16 protein-coding genes and 1 pseudogene are annotated in these 17,788 nt (G+C 45.1%); 9 read left to right on the top strand and 8 right to left on the bottom strand.

Annotation, left to right across the window (positions count from 1 at the left end; translation table 11 throughout):
- Window positions 1-8 precede the first annotated feature (8 nt).
- From L5M40_RS03035 to L5M40_RS03025, 3 genes are all read right to left on the bottom strand, one after another.
- Entirely contained in the window at window positions 9-392 is a 384-nt protein-coding gene (locus L5M40_RS03035) for a GCN5 family acetyltransferase (protein WP_113940933.1), read from the bottom strand.
- Window positions 393-842, bottom strand: coding sequence for an acetyltransferase (locus L5M40_RS03030; RefSeq protein ID WP_263177536.1), 450 nt, complete (start codon window positions 840-842; stop codon window positions 393-395).
- Window positions 843-1,119: 277 nt separating this feature from the next.
- On the bottom strand, window positions 1,120-3,312 hold the full coding sequence (locus L5M40_RS03025; RefSeq protein ID WP_263256222.1) for a M3 family metallopeptidase: 2,193 nt from the start codon (window positions 3,310-3,312) through the stop codon (window positions 1,120-1,122).
- 241 nt (window positions 3,313-3,553) lie between these two features.
- Between L5M40_RS03025 and L5M40_RS03020 the strand changes: the two are divergent.
- Window positions 3,554-3,766, top strand: a pseudogene (locus L5M40_RS03020) (hypothetical protein); the annotation flags it as partial.
- Window positions 3,767-4,447: 681 nt separating this feature from the next.
- Window positions 4,448-5,209 carry a hypothetical protein gene (locus tag L5M40_RS03015; protein ID WP_263177628.1) on the top strand — a complete coding sequence of 254 codons (762 nt, stop codon included), beginning with the start codon at window positions 4,448-4,450 and terminating at the stop codon, window positions 5,207-5,209.
- Window positions 5,210-5,805: 596 nt separating this feature from the next.
- Here L5M40_RS03015 and ggt read toward each other — a convergent pair.
- A complete protein-coding gene (gene ggt, locus L5M40_RS03010) occupies window positions 5,806-7,545 on the bottom strand; it encodes a gamma-glutamyltransferase (RefSeq protein ID WP_263177629.1) in 1,740 nt (579 codons plus the stop codon).
- 108 nt (window positions 7,546-7,653) lie between these two features.
- On the opposite strand from ggt, the gene L5M40_RS03005 reads away from it, so the two are divergent.
- Complete coding sequence (locus L5M40_RS03005) at window positions 7,654-8,994, top strand: GNAT family N-acetyltransferase (protein WP_263177630.1); 1,341 nt, start codon at window positions 7,654-7,656, stop codon at window positions 8,992-8,994.
- Between the two features lie 74 nt (window positions 8,995-9,068).
- Here the strand turns inward: L5M40_RS03005 and L5M40_RS03000 are convergent, their stop codons facing one another.
- The gene (locus L5M40_RS03000; protein WP_263171908.1) at window positions 9,069-9,692 is read right to left on the bottom strand and encodes a LysE family translocator; all 624 of its coding nucleotides are present in this window, start codon (window positions 9,690-9,692) and stop codon (window positions 9,069-9,071) included.
- A 219-nt stretch (window positions 9,693-9,911) separates the two neighbouring features.
- Entirely contained in the window at window positions 9,912-10,400 is a 489-nt protein-coding gene (locus L5M40_RS02995; RefSeq protein WP_263177631.1) for a hypothetical protein, read from the bottom strand.
- 255 nt (window positions 10,401-10,655) lie between these two features.
- On the opposite strand from L5M40_RS02995, the gene L5M40_RS02990 reads away from it, so the two are divergent.
- From L5M40_RS02990 to L5M40_RS02965, 6 genes are all read left to right on the top strand, one after another.
- The gene (locus tag L5M40_RS02990; protein WP_263177632.1) at window positions 10,656-11,231 is read left to right on the top strand and encodes a YbhB/YbcL family Raf kinase inhibitor-like protein; all 576 of its coding nucleotides are present in this window, start codon (window positions 10,656-10,658) and stop codon (window positions 11,229-11,231) included.
- Window positions 11,232-11,242: 11 nt separating this feature from the next.
- Window positions 11,243-12,409: a major royal jelly family protein gene (locus L5M40_RS02985; protein WP_263148910.1), complete on the top strand. Its 1,167-nt coding sequence runs from the start codon at window positions 11,243-11,245 to the stop codon at window positions 12,407-12,409.
- Window positions 12,410-12,542: 133 nt separating this feature from the next.
- The gene (locus L5M40_RS02980) at window positions 12,543-13,019 is read left to right on the top strand and encodes a VOC family protein (protein WP_263148911.1); all 477 of its coding nucleotides are present in this window, start codon (window positions 12,543-12,545) and stop codon (window positions 13,017-13,019) included.
- A complete protein-coding gene (locus L5M40_RS02975) occupies window positions 13,006-13,995 on the top strand; it encodes a glycine betaine ABC transporter substrate-binding protein (protein ID WP_263148912.1) in 990 nt (329 codons plus the stop codon). The genes L5M40_RS02980 and L5M40_RS02975 overlap by 14 nt, the downstream gene beginning before the upstream one ends.
- A complete protein-coding gene (locus L5M40_RS02970; protein WP_198573679.1) occupies window positions 13,992-14,477 on the top strand; it encodes an Atu1372/SO_1960 family protein in 486 nt (161 codons plus the stop codon). Before L5M40_RS02975 ends, L5M40_RS02970 begins: the two co-directional genes overlap by 4 nt.
- A 169-nt stretch (window positions 14,478-14,646) precedes the next feature.
- Window positions 14,647-15,201 carry a sugar O-acetyltransferase gene (locus L5M40_RS02965; protein ID WP_263177609.1) on the top strand — a complete coding sequence of 185 codons (555 nt, stop codon included), beginning with the start codon at window positions 14,647-14,649 and terminating at the stop codon, window positions 15,199-15,201.
- A gap of 123 nt (window positions 15,202-15,324) precedes the next feature.
- Here the strand turns inward: L5M40_RS02965 and hppD are convergent, their stop codons facing one another.
- Both hppD and L5M40_RS02955 read right to left on the bottom strand, forming a co-directional pair.
- Window positions 15,325-16,365: a 4-hydroxyphenylpyruvate dioxygenase gene (gene hppD, locus L5M40_RS02960; RefSeq protein ID WP_263148914.1), complete on the bottom strand. Its 1,041-nt coding sequence runs from the start codon at window positions 16,363-16,365 to the stop codon at window positions 15,325-15,327.
- A gap of 76 nt (window positions 16,366-16,441) precedes the next feature.
- On the bottom strand, window positions 16,442-17,602 hold the full coding sequence (locus L5M40_RS02955) for a homogentisate 1,2-dioxygenase (protein WP_263177610.1): 1,161 nt from the start codon (window positions 17,600-17,602) through the stop codon (window positions 16,442-16,444).
- Between the last annotated feature and the right edge of the window lie 186 nt (window positions 17,603-17,788).

Genomic DNA, 17,788 nt, shown 5'->3' with positions numbered 1-17,788 from the left:
TTAAATTGTTATGTTTGATTGTCGCTTATAAAGTTAGCAATAGTGTCCTCCTTACGTTGACTCTCTAATAGCCACTCAACCCTCCATTCTGTTAGGCGTTCACCTGTTTTATGAATGAATTTTCCTGCTTCTGGTTCATCAATCCATTCAAGCTGTTTAACAAGTACTAAAGGCGCTTCAGACCCGTCAGTTTCATTCGAAAATTCAAGAGCCTCATTATAAGTATGAAATGCGTAATAGTAGATTTCACCATCAAATTCATCTGGAGCACCTTGCCAAGGGCGGCACCAAACACGATATTCTAAGACTTGATCATAGAAATAACCGCCGCCTGATTTTGTTTCCGCCGGATACTCTCCAACCCTATTTTCATCGATTGAATCAGGATACATCTACAATCCCTCAATGGAATATAACGCCATATGCAACAGCGGATAAGGTTTACCCTGTCCATCAACGGGTGAGCGACCCGTTACTGAAAAACCAATATGCTGGTAAAAACCTAATGCTTGCTCATTCTGCTCATTAACATCAACCTTTGCGGCTCCCAGTTCATTAATGGCATGTGTCGCTAGCATGGAACCAATCCCTTTTCCGCGCGCGTCAGGTGAGATGAACAGCATTTCAATATTGCCATCATGTACCCCGCAGAATCCGAGGATTTCTCCATTGTCATTTTTAGCGCACTTTAAGTGAACGGCGTCAAAATATTGTTCGAGGATCAACGGCTTTAATTCCTGTAGATCTTCTTCTGCTAAAAAGTCATGGGTTGCTCTCACTGATGCTTCCCAAATATTGAGCAGACTAAGATGATCTGCTTTTTCTACCATCTCAATATTCATCATATAACTCTATTGAAGATTTAATGTCGCCTAAGCGGTGAATCATAGTGGGTTAAAATGTGAAGCGGAAACGTACCAACCTTTACGAATCCGCGTTTAAAAAGTTTAGGCGTAAGTTCCGTAACATCTTTTTCCCAAGATGTTACCTGCCAAGCTGCACTCTGTCATCTTGACCTTTCTCGCCATTTCCCTATTTGGTATCAGTAAAATAAAAACAGGGAGTGTTAGCTCCCTGTTGGTGATATTTCAAACTTCAATTTAGAGGGATGATGTTATGTTACTCGGCCAGTAATCCGCGGCTACGTAGTAGCGGCTCTATACCGGCTTCTTTACCGCGGAAGTTTTTATACATCAGCATAGGATCATCACTGCCGCCTTTCGAAAGGATATTGTTACGGAAGGAGTCCGCAGTGGCCTTGTCGAAAATGCCGTTTTCTTTAAAGGCTTCGAAAGCATCCGCACCTAAAATATCCGACCAGAGGTAGCTGTAGTAGCCTGCTGAATAACCGCCTGCGAAAATATGCGAGAAGTAAGTGCTGCGATAGCGTGGGCTAATTTCTTCAATCAGTCCCATTGCCGCTAACGAGTCCGCCTCAAACTTGGCCGCATCCATTGGCCTAGTGTCGGTCAGTGTGTGCCAATCTAAATCGAGTTTAGTGGCCGCCATGTATTCAACGGTAGAAAAACCTTGGTTGAACTTGCTGGCCGCTTGGATTTTCTGCACTAGCTCCTGCGGGATCACTTCGCCGGTTTTGTAGTGCTTGGCAAATTGTGCTAACACTTCTGGCTGAGTCATCCAGTTTTCATTCACTTGCGATGGGAACTCAACGTAATCGCGAGGTACGGCGGTGCCGCCTTGTGAGCGATATTCGACGTTCGATAACATGCCGTGTAGTGCGTGGCCAAATTCGTGGAATAGTGTGCTGGCTTCATCGAAAGTCAGCAACGCTGGCTCATTACCCGCTGGGCGAGGGTAGTTTAATACGTTGATAATAATAGGTTTAGAATCAACGCCATTCATATGGTATTGCTTGCGGAAGGAGTTCATCCAAGCGCCGCCACGTTTGCTGTCACGGGTGAAATAGTCACCCATAAAGATGGCCATCAGTTTGCCGTCTTTATCGTAAACTTCCCAAGTACGAACTTCTGCATTGTATTTGGGCAAGTCGGTGCGTTCTTTAAAGGTTAAACCGTACAAACGGTTAGCCGTGTAGAACACGCCTTTTAATGTACTGTCGAGGGAGAAATACGGGCGGGTTTGTTGTTCGTTAAAGCTGTACTTAGCAACACGGATCTTGTCGGCGTAGTAATCCCAGTCCCACGCTTGCAGCTTAAAATTGCCACCTTGAGCGTCAATCATGGCTTGCATATCAGCCACTTCGGTTTTGGCTTGGGCCAATGCCGCTGGCCATACTTTATTGAGTAAACCGTAGACGTTTTCTGGTGTTTTAGCTGTGCGTTCTTCTAACACGAAATCCGCATGGGTTTTATAGCCCATCAGTTGAGCACGTTCAGCACGCAGGGCAGCAATCTTAGCGAGGATAATCTTGTTATCGTTGGCGTTATTGTTGTTACCGCGCTCGATATAGCCTTTGTAGAGTTTTTCACGTAACTGGCGATTATCGGCATAGGTCAAAAAAGGCGTAATAGAAGGGCGAGACGTGGTAAATACCCACTTGCCTTCATGGCCACGTTTTTTGGCAGTTTCAAAGGCAGTTGCAATCACATCTGCGGGTAAACCCGCGAGATCGGCTTTGCTATCAACCACTAATTCGAAGGCATTGGTTTCGGCTAATAGATTGTCACCAAAGGTTAAATTGAGTTTGCCGATCTCTTCGTTCAGCGCGCGCAGTTTGGTTTTATCTGGCTCGCTTAAGTTCGCGCCGCCACGGGTGAAAGATTTATAGGTATCTTCCAGCAATTTGGCTTGGGCTGTGCTGAGCTTTAGGTTGTCTTTTGCGTCGTGGATGGCTTTAACTTTTTGAAACAGTTTGTCATTAAGCAAAATATCGTCTTCGGCGGACGATAACATAGGCGACACTTCTTTCGAGAGTGCTTGCAATGCTTCATTCGTATCCGCGCCCGTCAGGTTAAAGAAGACGTTAGAAACGCGCGTCACTAGATCGCCAGAAAACTCCATGGCTTCAATCGTATTAGCGAAGGTGGGTTTGGCTTTATTATCAACAATTGCTTGAATTTGTTCGTGTTGTTGAGCGATTCCTGCTTTAAATGCGGGGAGGAAATGCTCAGGCTTGATTTTATCGAAGGCCGGAATTTCCATAAACGTATCATAGGGTTTAAAGAATGGATTAGTCGCATTCTGGCTGATAATTTGCGCTGACACGGCATTTGGCGCCGCACTTGCTTGAACACTGGCATCGGGTTGTTGTGTGCTACAGGCGCCCAATGTTAAGGCTAAAGCGATAGCACTTAGCGTGCGGGCTTGCGCTTTAAGGGTTAGTCCCTTCATTATTTGTTCCCCGTTAGGTCGATATTGTTATGGATGTTTGCATGATGATGGCCTTGGATTTCAAGAAAAAATTGAAGTCTACGTGCGGCTAAAACCATTAAATTAAGCTTAATGTGACTGTTTAACATGTATCGGACTAGGGGTTCCATCGATTTTGTGTTTAGTTTGTAACAAATGTTTTGTTTCAGGCTTTTAAGCAAAAAATGATGGCAAACTGGGCGAGGATATTATCGCGTCTCAGGCACGTTTTCTTGGCTTAGTCGACCCTAAACCCATTGCAATTGGCGGCTCAACGAACAGTAAATTATTCCCCATTGCTTTAAGTTTTGACCCAGCGATGCTGGGCGTGGAATACACAGGCCATACCGAAAAAGAGTTCATCACCCATAAGCAATTAATACTGAACCTAAAAATGTATACCGCAGCATTTATCGAGCTATCGGCGGTTAAATAGTGCTCTTTGCAAAGTGATTTTGGGATGACACAAAAGTGTAGGGAGCAATAAAGTCGTTCTGAATATAAAAGGTTCATACGGAAACGGCGGTTAAATCTTAGATTTTCGCCATTTCAACTCTAAATACTGAAAGGCTAAAGGCTAAAGGCTAAAGGCTAAAGGCTAAAGGCTAAAGGCTAGTGAGTTATATCGTCAGTTGTGCTGCATGAATTGGCATTGTTTCCCCAGTGACTCGCCGTAAATATATCCATATAGGCTCGACGGCGGCATCCATATCGCCAACGGTCACTGGTACACCAATGCCAATCCTCACTTACCCTTTCGCTGTTCGTTTAGCTAAAAAGCTAATGCACAAAGCAAGATAACTTTGTCGTCAATAGTGCAGCATGAATTGTCATTGTTTCCCCAGTGACTCGCCGTAAATATATCCCTATAGGCTCGACGGCGGCATCCATGCCGCCAACGGTCACTGTTGCAACAATGCCAATCCTAACCAACCCTCTCGCTGCCCGTTCTGCTAAAAAGCTATTGCCCCATTTCTTGTTTCGGCATAGTTTGTTGGCAGATTCTGGGACATGATTGTTGACCAAATTTTAGTAATGCTTCAAAGTTGCTACTGTATTGGTGTCTATTCAGATAGCCTCATCTTCTTATGCTTTATTAGTACGGAGTAGGAAATAAGTGAGTACAGATAAAAAATCGCGTAAGGAAATGTGCATATTTACTACAAAAGAAAATGTATCAGAAATCAATTTTATTTATGATAAAGAACGAGATATTTTTATTTTACCTGAAGCTGATCCAAATTCGATCAGAGTTGAGCGAAGCTATGAGAGAAACTCTGGTAAACCTAAGGTTTTGAGTAGTGTTCAGGCACATAGAAATTTTGCCGCTCTAGATGTCGATACGATGTTAACTAAAGAGTATAACTATTTAATTAGTATTGATACCAATTCTAGAGAATATGATGGAAAGAATCTCAGTATCTGTACTTGTTACCATGTGCCAGGAAAACTTGATAAATTTATAGATGGTGTGCCTTTTCATCATCTAATTTCATATGTAATAGTTAATCCTAGCAAAGATATAAATCCAGAAATTATCGGTTGGCACCTTGTAATAGAAAAGCAGATTAAAGTTCCATTTGATAACGGTAAAGGCGTAATGGCTATAGTAGTAGATAGCGAAAAGGATTCGCTATCTAAATTTAACTCAGGTGAGCTTCCATACTTCAAAGATCACTATTTACCATCACAGCTAAAATTTTGCTACGCATCTGATAAAGATAAAGATACTTTATCTGGACAGATGCTAAAAATGTGTCATAACGTTTCAAATCAGGTCTTTAGACATATTCAAACTGAGAGAAAAACTATTCCTTTGCTGACCAATGGTAATGGTTTTTGTGATGGTTATCTTGTGGTCAAAGGCACCAATGCATAATCAGGTAGTCGGAAATACTTAACCTTCTGCTCGAAGAAAAAACGCTATTTTTAACCAACTATTTTTTGCTCTATCTGATTGATGCGTTAACCCATAGAAATTTTAATGCTAAACACATCAATAAGAGCTAACAACCTAACAAGGTTTTGTCCCAAAAGCGTGCTGGGTATCTCCTTCATACAGACAGGTTACACTAGTGCCAAAAAGGTGAGCCATGGTGATTAGCGAGACGACCGTCCGCCCCATGGATGGGGCGGTCGAGCATCCACGGAGGATTTGCTGCGTGTCGATGAGTGAATGCCATGGCAAGCCTATAGATCCCAACGACTGAAATAACAGGTCACCCAGTACAGTTTACCTAAACTATTAGGTCTAAAAGTCAGCTATGTTCAGTACGATTACTTGTTTCCACACAATAAAAAGCCCTGCTTATACAGTGATGTATAGCAGGGCTTTTTTAAGCGAGAGTTTGCATTCGTTGAGTGGAAGGACAAGCTTTACTCAGGGTTTATTACCTATATCGAATAGGTCATATCTTCTCTTCCACTTATCTCATTAACTCATCCCTTTACACTAAAATCGGTATCATGGAGATGCTAGTAGCCGATGGCTTCGCTACCTGAGTGGCGTGGATCAGACGCGCCAAAAATTCCTTGTTCGGTGACCATGATTGATTGCGTACTGCCCATAGCGGATTGTACTTTCACTTTGTGCCCTTTGGCTTCGAGCAGGGAAATGGTATCGCGATTAAAGCTAGACTCGACTCGCAATTCATCGGGTTGCCATTGATGGTGCACCCGCGCCGCATTACTGGCTTCGGCGATGTTTAATCCATGATCGATCACATTCATGATGATCTGCAGCGTGGTGGTGATAATGCGCGAACCACCTGGACTGCCAGTGACGAGGAAGGGTTTGCCATCCTTCATCACTATTGTTGGGCTCATTGAACTGAGTGGGCGCTTATTGCCTTCGACCGCATTGGCATCACCGCCTACTAAACCGTAGCCGTTTGGTACGCCGGGTTTGGCAGAGAAATCATCCATCTCGTTATTGAGCAGAATCCCTGTTCCCTTCGCCACTAAACCTGAGCCGTAGCTGAAGTTTAAGGTGTAAGTATTAGAGACAGCGTTACCCCACTTATCGACTACCGAGAAGTGAGTGGTTTGGTCGCTCTCATAGGGCGCGAGCTTGCCGGGCTTGATTTCAGCGCTCGGTGTAGCCTTATTCATCGCAATTTGGCTGGCGATTTTTTGGGCGTAGTCCTTACTGGTTAAGGCTCTGACGGGCACCTTATAAAAGTCGGGATCGCCTAAGTATTCGCTGCGATCGCTATAGGCGTACTTCATGGTTTCCGCCATCAGATGAATCGTCTGGGCGGTATTGTGGCCGAGTTTATCTATTGGGAATTGCTGCAATACGTTGAGCATTTCGATGATGTGTACACCGCCCGATGATGGCGGTGGCATAGACACAACCTCATAGCCACGGTATTCGCCGCGCACGGGTTCACGTTCCACAACCTTATAATTTTTAAGGTCGTCTAAGGTCATAATGCCGCCAGCGTCTTTCACCGCATTGATGAGCTTAGTGGCGGTTTCTCCTTCGTAGAATCCTTTGGTGCCTTTTTCAGCGATAAGACTTAACGAATGGGCAAGTTCAGGTTGTTTAAGAATATCATCCACTTGATAGTCACTGCCGTCAGCTTTGTAGAAGATAGCGGCCGTGGTTGGCCATTGGGCCATGCGGCGTTTTAGGCCTGCAAGGGATTGGGCAAGATCTGGCGTTACGCTAATGCCTTCCTGCGCCATTTTAATCGCGGGTGCCGTAACTTGGGCGAGAGTCATAGTGCCATATTTTTCAAGGGCTAAGCTCATGCCCATCACAGTACCTGGCACACCCACGGCAAGACCGTGTTCGCGGCTTAGTTTTTCAACTGCATCGCCATTTTCGTCGAGGAAAATGTTTTTCTTGGCTTTAGAAGGGGCCATTTCACGGTAATCGATAGCGATGGTTTTGTTTTCTTTGGCAATATGCACCAGCATAAAACCACCGCCGCCGATATTGCCTGCACGGGGTAAGGTGACTGCCAAACTGAAGGCGACAGCCACGGCGGCGTCAACCGCATTACCGCCTTGCTTTAGGATCTCAACGCCGGTGCGACTGGCGAGAGTTTCTTGGCTTGCGACCATGCCATGCTTAGCCCACACAGGTTGTGCGGTGGCCATCTGGCTGAAAATTGGCGATTCATCGGCAAGCAGACTGGGAGATGATAGTAAGGGAAGCGCCATCGCAATGGCGAGAATAAGAGGTCTAAAAGGTCTTGTTGGACGCATACTCAATCCTGAATTTATTTTAATTATGGCTATGCAATGTGCCGAGAATTAGGCTTAATTGCAACCTCGTATACTTGTTCACCCCAGTAAAGGACGATAATTTACCCAATGAGACAGCTTATTTTGGCTTTTGCGAGCTCAATGTCGGATATTTCGGCCAGTGCGTGGAATGCCGCCATGGGTGAGGCGAATCCATTTTGCCGCCATGAGTTTCTGTTGGCACTCGAGCAAAGCGGCTCCGCTTGCACAGCAACTGGTTGGACGCCTCGACATTTATGCGTGTTCGATGCGGGTGACACATTAAATGATGTTGCCAGCAAGGATAAAAGCTTGTCGCCTTTGGCTGAAGGAGGGTTTATCAGTGTGCAAACGGCTAAGCACTTCAATCAGTTCCCACTTATTACCGTCATGCCCTTGTACCAAAAATCCCATTCCTACGGTGAGTATGTGTTCGATTGGGCGTGGGCCGAAGCCTATGAGCGCCATGGTCTCGATTACTATCCCAAATGGGTGAATGCGATCCCTTTTACCCCAGTGCAAGGTCAACGGATGGGCATTCATCCCGCATTGGAGCGCGCCGAGCAACTGCGCGTGGCGGCATTACTGCTGCTGACATTGAATCGCCGACTAATATCAGCGCAGGATAATCTCGTACTTGAGGAAGCTATTCTTAATCAGCCAGGGCTGGGCGATAACCCGATTTCCTCATGGCATAGCCTGTTTGTTACCCCAACACAAACGCCGTTATTTGAAAGTTTGCCCAATTCGCTGTTAAAACGCTTAGGCACTCAGTTCCATTGGAATAATCGCAGTTATCGGGATTTTAATGATTTTCTGGCGGGCTTTAGTTCCCGTAAGCGTAAAAATATCTTGAAGGAGCGGGCGCAGTTACAGCCTTTTAATCTTAAGTTTCAGTTTGTCGAAGGGGAGCAGATCACCGCTTCGCAATGGCAGACTTTTATCCAATGTTATCAATTAACTTACCTTAAGCGCTCCGGTCATCGCGGCTATTTAACGCCAACCTTTTTTCAGCAGTTGGGGGCGCAACTCGCTGCGCAAGTCCTACTCTTGGTGGTTGAAGATGCAAAGGGCGAGATGGTCGCTGGCGCCTTGTATTTAAAAGGTGAGAATACCCGAGGGCAGAAATGCTTATATGGTCGTTATTGGGGGACGACGGTTGAGCTCGACGGTTTACATTTTGAGGCCTGTTATTATCAAGGTATTCAATATTGTATTGAACATGAGTTTCAAGTGTTTGATGCGGGCGCGCAGGGGGAACATAAGGTGCTGCGTGGCTTTGAACCCGTAGCAATGTATTCCTACCATAACATCGCCCATTTGGGATTTAAGGCGGCGATTGCCGACTTTGTTGAGCAAGAAACACTGCAAATGCAGCAATATATGGCGCAGATGCAGGATGTGTTGCCCTACAAAAAAGAGCCTTCATAAAGACCGAGTTAACGGGACTTTATTAGGCTCATTTTAGGTAGAACGGGTTACATTTAAGCGGTTAGTTCAAACCGTTAGCTCATGGCTAACCAAACTCCTACGCCTATCATTAGGCTGCCTGCAATGCGGTTTAACCAGCGAATATTATCGCCACGGCTCAAGAAGATGCGCAGGCTTTTGCCACCACTGGCGTAGGCGAGCATAGAGGTAAATTCGGTCACCATGATAATGCTCAGTAAGGCGAGGAGCTGCGGCGCGACGTCGCGCTCGGCATTGATAAAAGGGGGTAGTAGCGACACCATAAATGCCCAACCTTTTGGATTGGCAATGGCGGTAATAAAGCCTTGGGAGATCAAGGTAACATTGCTGGCTCTGGGGTTAGTGTCATCATCACTTAATATGGCCATCTTGCCGCGCGCGCGCCACATCTGTACGCCGATAAAGCCTAAATAAATTCCGCCAACCCATTTGAAGATTTGAAAGACTTCGGGATAGTTGAGCATGATACTGGCCACGCCCATCACGGCGGCTGTCGCCACCAACGCCACGCCTACCAGTTCACCCAGCATCATCCACAGGGTGCGGCGCACACCTATGCTCATACCCAGGGTCATGGCGAGTGTCATGCACATGCCCGGCGTGATAGAAACAAAGAAAAAAGTCGGGATAAACACAGCGAGTAAGGCAAAATCAGGCATGGTTTGGTCATTCTTGGGTGAAGATGAGAAGGCCGATAGTGTAATGAAAACGGCGGATTTAGCCAATCTGCTTATTTTGAACTTGCTCTCTTTAAATGTAATCGGTTGTGTTGGCTGGCGATATTTCACGCAAAAAGCATACTGTAGTTATTATTAACAATATGCTCACTAACCCCATTGTGATTAATTCTGCAGTTGTTCGGTTAACAGCGATTAACCTCATAGTTTACAAGATAAGACATTGACTGTAGGTTCTACATCAGTATCGATCAAGTAGACACTATCGGCGCCCACCATATAATAACTGTATAGGTCTTGGTAAATATGTTCGCCTAATTCACCATAATAAGGACGGCGTGCATTTTTTACCGACTTCCATATTGGCCAAGGTAAAGAAAAATAATCGACATTGGATTGATTCGTGATATTTAAATCTGAATCAATAGGGAATGGCGTATTGCTTTTATCATGATGTTGAATATCGCTAAAGTTATCACTTATGTTATCTAAGAAGGTTTGATAACTTGACTCATCAATTACTTGTATTCCAGATATCGTTGGGAAATATAATTCCATTGTGAATGCATCGTTATCAAGTTCCTGCCACAGAATGGTTAAAGATAAATGGTCTAATCTGCAACTCAGGTTCGGGTGTGGCTTTAGGTTTCTGCTCACGGGAAACCAAGGTTGATAAGCCGCTTTAATCATAGCTAATCCTCGTTATATTATTGTGTTAAGAACATATCTTAGTCGTTTGGTTGTTACTTTTTTGCATTATCTTTGCTGAAACTACCATAACCTAAAAATAACTGAGAAGCATGTTGAGATTATCCAATATTTTTTGAAACTCATATCAACCAAATGCGCCTTATCAATCATAATTTGATTGATATGCTAACCCACATTCTCAAATCAATGGTTAATGACTGTTCTAGTACAGTTCAAAAATGGGTTCAGCACATTATGAAATCGCCTTATTTCTCCTCTTTTAAAAAGACTCTCTTAGTGACTGTCGCTTTGGCCGCCAGTATTAATTACGTTATGGCTGACGACAGTGCCTCTGCGTTTAGTCTCGAAAGTAATTTAGCTGATAATTCAAGGTTTCCTCCTGAGTATTATTGGAATCAATTTGGTTGTTCGGGCGAAAATATTGCGCCGCGTTTAACTTGGCAAAATGTACCTGCCGGTACCAAGAGCTTTGCTGTCACTTTATATGACAAAGATGCGCCTACTGGCAGTGGTTTTTGGCACCGTGTTGTGTATGACATTCCGGCACAGGTGTCGACTCTCGCAGGTGGTGTGAATGGCGGAGCGCTACCCAGTGGTGCCATTGAAGCTAATACCGATTTAGGTAAACCTGGATTCTTTGGACCTTGTCCACCAGAGGGACGTGAACACAGTTATGTATGGACAGTGCATGCTTTGGATGTGGCGCAGTTGCCGATAGACAAGGGATCAACACCCGCTTTGGTGGGATTCAATCTTTGGCAGCATAGATTAGGCGAAGCAAGTTTAACGCTTTTAGCTGGCCCACGTTAGGAGGAATGAAGATGACCATATTATCTAAGCGCATTACATACCCAATTTTATCAAAGGCTTTTACTCTACTGGCAACCAGTTTGTTGTGTTCTCACTCATGGGCGACACAGACTGAGCCGCTGGCAAAAATGGAAGTCTTTGCCGAACTTGATGGGGCTGTGGGCGGTATTACTTTCACATCAGATGATCGATTGATTTTCAGTTATCACCCTTTCTATCAACCTAACATTAAGGTGGCAGAGCTTTTAGCGGATGGTAGTACTAAGCCATTTCCTAATTCGGATTGGCAGCAATGCCATGATCCGCAGGGCAAAGCGAAAGAACCTGACACTTGCCTTAATTGGGTGTTGGGGCTGCGAACCGACGATCAAGACAGAGTTTGGCTATTAGACTCTGGCCAGCAGGCGCCACGTATTGAGCCTAAATTAGTGGCGTGGGATACCAAGAAAAACCAATTAGATCGCATTATTCATTTGCCCGCGCCAGTCTCTCTTCCTGAGTCACAACATAATGACTTTGTTATCTCATCTCGACATCAAGCGATTGTGATTGCCGATGAGGGGATTGGCACGGGTCCCATTGGTGAAAAGGCTGCGCTGGTGGTTGTGGACTTAAATACAGGGAAAAGTCGGCGCCTATTACAGGGTGATAACAGTGTGATGCCAGACTTACAGCGGCCACTGATTATCGATAAGGACTCAAAAGGTAGAAAGCAGATTGAAGTCTATGTGGGTGCCGATGGCATTGCTTTAGATAAAACCCAAACATGGCTCTACTTTGCCCCGATGAATAAAGACAAAGTTTACCGTGTGCGGATGACAGATCTCATCAATCCTTCGTTAACGCCTGCGGCACTCTCTGCCAAAGTGGAGGCTTATGCCGATAAGCCCGACAACGGTGGCTTAAGTATTGATGAAGCGAATAATTTGTATCTAACAGAAGTGGGAGAGCGGGCCATTGGTGTGATCCCTGCTGATTCTCGCCAGTATCGCACTTATGTCCATGATGAACGTATGGTTTGGCCCGACGGTGTGAGTTATGGCAAGCAAGGTTATTTGTACTCTGGGGCTGCGCAATTACCGTTATCGGCACCATTAAACAATGGCAAAGCTGAAAACAGTCCACCTTATTATATTTTCCGTTTTAAGCCGTTAGCGGCGGGCGTTCGTGGTAATTAACCTTAACAATTAATCTTATAACCTTACGTCAAGTGCTTATCTTAACTGAATTTATTCACACGATTTTTGCGGATTAAAACGGTTTGGATTCGCACTTGGTTATACCGAGTCAGTACTGCCAGAGGATGACAATATGAACATAATCGGATTGGATCACTTTACCATCAGAACACCCAAACTGGTTGAAACGCTGTTGTTTTATCAAGTTATCCTTGGATTGAAATTAGGTTGGCGGCCACAGTTTGGTTTTCCTGGACATTGGCTCTATGCCTCAAATAAGCCCATTTTGCATTTGGTGGAAGCGGGCGATCAAGCGCTAGATGCCTACTTAGGGGAAAGCAGAAATATTTATGGCTCGGGACGTGTTGACCATTTGTCGTTTCGTGGTACGGATTTACACCAGATGCAGCAGCATTTATGCCAGCAGAGGATGATTTTTGAGGAACGAATTGTGCCTGAGATTGGTGAACATCAGTTGTTTCTTGAAGATCCGAATGGCATCAAAGTAGAGATGATATTCCCCTATGCAAAGGATAACGCCATCGTAGGAATTGTGATGGATAGGCTCACTATTTTAGACACCAAGGAGCCTGAACATGGCGGAGATTAATGTCTTCAGAAGGCAATTATTGCAAACGCTGGGATTGGGCAGTTTGGCATCATTGGCATTATTTCCTCGAGGTGTGATGGGTATGAATTCATTGAATACGAGTACAAATATGGAGAGCCCACAGGGTAAGCCGATGATTCGCATGGGAGTGACAGACTTAAGTTTTCATCGCGTCACCGCCGCTGTGGTGACCCATGTGATAGGGATTATGGGTAAAGAGGTGCAACGAAGCTATGCATTGCACGAGGCTAATTTTGAGCAGCTAGGTGAAGGCAAAGTGGATATGCTGTGTTCAGCATGGCTGCCCCATAGCCACGGGATTTATCGACAAGGTGTCGAAGAGCGAGTTGCTACGCGGCAACTCGGGCTACATTATGGGCCCTATGCGCTCTGGGGCGTACCCGATTATGTGCCTGTTGAGCAAGTATCGAGCATTGAGGATTTACTCAAACCTAACGTGCAGCAACGTATGCGGCCCATCATTCAAGGGATTGGTGAGGGGGCGGGGATCACGCGATTTTCTAAAAATATCATGGCGCAATATGGATTAACGGCGGCGGGTTATCAATTTAGAACTGGCACTCAGGCCGACTGTGTCGCCGCTTTTGAATCTGCTGTGGCGGTAAACGATTGGGTGATCGTTCCTTTGTGGCATCCACAATTTTTACATCATCAATACGGCATTCGCGATCTTCAGGACCCTAAAGGTTTACTCGGGGGAAAAGATAAAGCGGTATTGCTCGCCCGTGAACGCGAGTTAGCGGTTAATTTCTCGCCCGCACAAATTCAGGTACTTGATAACATAGTATTATCGAATCAAATGGTTGCAGAACTCGATTATGCGGTTAATCGACAAGGAATGACGGAAGATGAGGCCGCTGCGAACTGGCTGACAGTCAATCCTCAGCATTTGACGACGTGGTTAGCCCCGCTGCTTAATCCTGCGAATGTCTCATCTCAGGAGGTGACATTATGATGATCACTCCTGAATCGCGGCTAGTGGCCGCTGGGCTTGAACTACCTGAGGTTGCTGCGGCTCTTGGAAATTATGAACCCTATTCAATTGTTGGCAGTCAGTTAATGACCTCGGGTCAGTTTCCCTATTTAGAGGGCGAGCTTCAGTATCAAGGACAATTGGGCGCAGATCATACTGTGAGCGAAGGCTACGCTGCCTGTCGTCTTGCGACCCTAAATGCCATTGCCCAATTGAAACAGGCTTGCGGTGAGCTTTCGCGGATAAAACAAATTTACCGCTTGGAAGGAGTGCTAAATGTGCATCAATCTTGCTTTGAACATCCTAAAGCACTCGATGGGGCTTCGGATTTATTGCTTGAAATCTTCGGTGAAGCAGGGCGTCACAGCCGGATGATTTGGACAAATCCTGTCATGCCGCTGAACAGTTTGTGTCTAGTGTATTTATTTGCAGAACTCTATTGTGATGACGAACAAAGGCAATGACCTTTGTCTCGATTGAGATTTAATGCTTGAATGTGACTCACATTGGCTATTAGCTAAATGTTCTGTCAGCAAGACGGGTAGTTCATTCAAGAGCATATGAGGCAGTTCTTGAACTTTCATCAATCGATTGTTAGGGTTAGGTCATCATGGACTGAATGTTGACAATACGATGACTGAGAAACAAAAAATGTTGGCGGGCCAGCCCTATAAGGCTTGGGATGATGAGTTATTGGCTGAGCGGATGCGGGCGAAATCCATTTGTCATCAGTTTAATCTGGCCGAACCGACTTTGCTTGATGCCCGAATGGAGCATCTTCGTGGCCTGCTTGATATTCAACACTGCGCCCATATTGAGCCTAATTTCTTTTGCGATTACGGCTATAACATCCATATTGGCAAACAATTTTACGCCAATCATAATCTAACCATATTAGATGTTTGCTCCGTCTCGATTGGCGATAATGTGATGTTTGGTCCCCATGTGATGATTTCTACCGCAACACATCCTATTAATCCCATTGCGCGGCAAACGACGGAATACGGCGCGCCAATTCAAATCGGTAATAATGTCTGGCTAGGCGGAAACGTATCTGTACTACCCGGTGTGACCATTGGTAATAATTGTGTCATCGGTGCTGGTAGTGTCGTGAATAAGAGCATTCCGTCGAACTGTGTGGCGGCGGGTAACCCTTGTAAGGTTATCAAACCTATCGATGTGGACTAGCGTAGGAAAGTTAAAGCCGAGTGATTGGTGTCAAAGCTGATGGTGATTTAGATGGCGATGTAGATATTCGTAGAAAGAAAAACGGTACGCAGTGCGTACCGTTTTTTATTAGCAGGATGAATACTACAGTACGCCGCGGCGCATTTGGTCCCGTTCAATTGATTCAAACAGGGCAGTAAAGTTGCCTTCACCAAAACCTAAGTTATTCTTACGTTGGATGATTTCGATGAAAATCGGTCCAAACAGGTTTTTAGTAAATATTTGCAATAAATAGCCTGTATCATCACCATCCACCAAAATTTGGTGATGTTTGATGCGCTCACGATTCTCAGTCACTTGAGGCAACTTGTCGAAAATGGTGTCGTAGTATTCAGGGATGATGTCTAGGCATTGGATTGAGCTGCCTTCCATCGCATCCAGAGATTTAACGATATCGCGGCTTCTAAAGGCTAAATGTTGCACACCTGGGCCATTGTATTCCTTCAGGTATTCATCGATTTGGTTCTTATCGCTGCCTTTACCTTCGTTGATCGGGATACAGAAGCTGCCATCGGGTGAGCGCAGGGCGTAGGACACTAGCGCGGTTTGTACGCCGCTGATGTCAAAGTAGCGCACTTCAGTAAAACCAAAAATGTTTTTATAGAAGTTAGCCCAATGTTCCATTGTGCCTTTGTAGACGTTGTTGGTTAAGTGATCGACTTCGATAAAGCCTTTCTCTTGGGTGATGACTTGCTCGTCTAAATCTTCAAAATCAGCGGCATAGATATTGTTATCTGCGCCAAAGGTGTCGATGAAATAAATTAAGCTGTCGCCAATGCCGTAAATCGCAGGATAAGGCAGATCTTTGTTGGAATCATCGGCGGGTTTTGCACCACGTTCAACGGCAACGCGATAGGCAAAACCGGCATCTTCTACACGCCAGCCCATAGAACAAATGGCTGGGCCGTGGGATTTAGCAAACTTAGCTGAGAAACCTTCGCGCTCAGTGTTGAGCAGAAAATTAATGTCATTCTGTTTGTAGTATAGGATGTCTTTGTTCTTGGCTTTTTTCAGCAGAGAAAAACCAAAGTCGATAAAGACTTTGTGCATAAAATCAGTATCAGGGCTGGCGAATTCAGTGAATTCGATACCTAATAGGCCCAGTGGATTTAGTTCGCTTGCCATGTTGTTTTCCTCGTTATTTTAGTGCAACACGCCGTCACTCTAATGACTCCCGCATGGGAGTGCTGGTGGCTTGGGGCTAGTCTTCTAGCCAAGAGCGGTTGTAGTCTTTGCTCATGCAATTTTGTACATGTTCGGTTAATTTCAGTGGGGCGAACGTGTCCACCATCACTGCATATTCATAGGTTTCTTTTTTGCCAATTGAGGCTTCAGTTCGGCCCGGTTGTGGTCCGTGGGCCACACCTTTTTGATGTAAGGTCATGTAACCCGCTTCAATGCCCGTGCGGCTCATAAAGTCGCCATCGACGTAATACAAGACTTCGTCGCTATCTATGTTGTTGTGGTAATAAGGCGCCGGAATCGATTTAGGGTGGAAATCGTAGGGGCGCGGTACGAAGTTACAAATCACAAAGTTATGGGCGGTAAAGACTAAGTGATCAGAAGGAGGTAGATGGATTTTGCCTACCTTTGGCGCGTATTCGGTAATGTTGAATGCCCAAGGATAAACGCAGCCATCCCAACCCACTAAATCAAAGGGATGCCATTCAAGTGTGGTGAGTTGGTACTTATCGCCAAACTTACACACTAAGGGGAAGGCGCCGCGCTCAACCACAGCATCTTGCAATGTAGGTACGCGCAAATCGCGCTCGCAGTAAGGTGCCGATTCTAATAGCTGACCATACTCGTTACGGAAATGCTTAGGCACTTCCACCATAGAGAATGACTCGATGACGAAAAGTCGCACATTGCTGTAATCGTTGAATTTAAGCTGATAAGTGGTGCCACGTGGGATCACGAGATAGTCCCACTTTTGGACCTTAATCGTGCCGTACTCGCTGTAGAGTGTGCCTTCGCCTTCGTGGACAAAAACCACTTCATCGGCATAGGCGTTACGGTAAAACTCTTCGGTATCTGCGGTGACTTTGGCGGTATACAGTGCTAAGTCATTGTTATAAAAAATCTTGTTACGGGCGCTGAAAAAATTACCTTCACGGTCGGCGTCGCGGGAATCGAGTTTATAGTTTTGGACCAGCGAATCTTCCCAATTGGCACCATGGCCTAGGCTGTAGGGCGCCACTTCCAATGCTTTGGTTGGCATGTTGTGGTGATATTTATTGGAATAAATATTGGAAAAACCATGGGTTGAGAACAACTCTTCACGGTAAAGCTCGCCGTTTTCCTTTTCAAATGCGATATGGCGCTTATGGGGAATCTGGCCTTGTTTCACATAAAATGGCATGGAGGATCCTTGGTTTTTACAGCGGCGTGAGATTAGCTCTACTTCGCTTGTCGTTATGGTTATGTGATCTTGTTATCAATTTAGTTGCTTGAATGAACAAAAAAAAGAATAATAAATCCGTTATCTCAATCTAAAAATTAGATGGTATTCTAATCTTTACGAATCGTAGTGTTTCCGTGACATGTT

Source organism: Shewanella sp. SM68, assembly GCF_025653925.1.
GTDB lineage: Bacteria > Pseudomonadota > Gammaproteobacteria > Enterobacterales > Shewanellaceae > Shewanella > Shewanella oncorhynchi.
The sequence above is the reverse complement of the archived record's forward strand: the minus strand, read 5'-3'. Positions and strand labels throughout refer to the sequence as shown.

Excerpts from the sequence above, each read along its gene's own strand:
- L5M40_RS03035 (WP_113940933.1), bottom strand. The coding sequence starts at position 392 with ATGTATCCTGATTCAATCGATGAAAATAGGGTTGGAGAGTATCCGGCG.
- L5M40_RS03030 (WP_263177536.1), bottom strand. The coding sequence starts at position 842 with ATGAATATTGAGATGGTAGAAAAAGCAGATCATCTTAGTCTGCTCAAT.
- L5M40_RS03025 (WP_263256222.1), bottom strand. The coding sequence starts at position 3,312 with ATGAAGGGACTAACCCTTAAAGCGCAAGCCCGCACGCTAAGTGCTATC.
- ggt (WP_263177629.1), bottom strand. The coding sequence starts at position 7,545 with ATGCGTCCAACAAGACCTTTTAGACCTCTTATTCTCGCCATTGCGATG.
- L5M40_RS03005 (WP_263177630.1), top strand. The coding sequence starts at position 7,654 with ATGAGACAGCTTATTTTGGCTTTTGCGAGCTCAATGTCGGATATTTCG.
- L5M40_RS03000 (WP_263171908.1), bottom strand. The coding sequence starts at position 9,692 with ATGCCTGATTTTGCCTTACTCGCTGTGTTTATCCCGACTTTTTTCTTT.
- L5M40_RS02995 (WP_263177631.1), bottom strand. The coding sequence starts at position 10,400 with ATGATTAAAGCGGCTTATCAACCTTGGTTTCCCGTGAGCAGAAACCTA.
- L5M40_RS02990 (WP_263177632.1), top strand. The coding sequence starts at position 10,656 with ATGAAATCGCCTTATTTCTCCTCTTTTAAAAAGACTCTCTTAGTGACT.
- L5M40_RS02985 (WP_263148910.1), top strand. The coding sequence starts at position 11,243 with ATGACCATATTATCTAAGCGCATTACATACCCAATTTTATCAAAGGCT.
- L5M40_RS02980 (WP_263148911.1), top strand. The coding sequence starts at position 12,543 with ATGAACATAATCGGATTGGATCACTTTACCATCAGAACACCCAAACTG.
- L5M40_RS02975 (WP_263148912.1), top strand. The coding sequence starts at position 13,006 with ATGGCGGAGATTAATGTCTTCAGAAGGCAATTATTGCAAACGCTGGGA.
- L5M40_RS02970 (WP_198573679.1), top strand. The coding sequence starts at position 13,992 with ATGATGATCACTCCTGAATCGCGGCTAGTGGCCGCTGGGCTTGAACTA.
- L5M40_RS02965 (WP_263177609.1), top strand. The coding sequence starts at position 14,647 with ATGACTGAGAAACAAAAAATGTTGGCGGGCCAGCCCTATAAGGCTTGG.
- hppD (WP_263148914.1), bottom strand. The coding sequence starts at position 16,365 with ATGGCAAGCGAACTAAATCCACTGGGCCTATTAGGTATCGAATTCACT.
- L5M40_RS02955 (WP_263177610.1), bottom strand. The coding sequence starts at position 17,602 with ATGCCATTTTATGTGAAACAAGGCCAGATTCCCCATAAGCGCCATATC.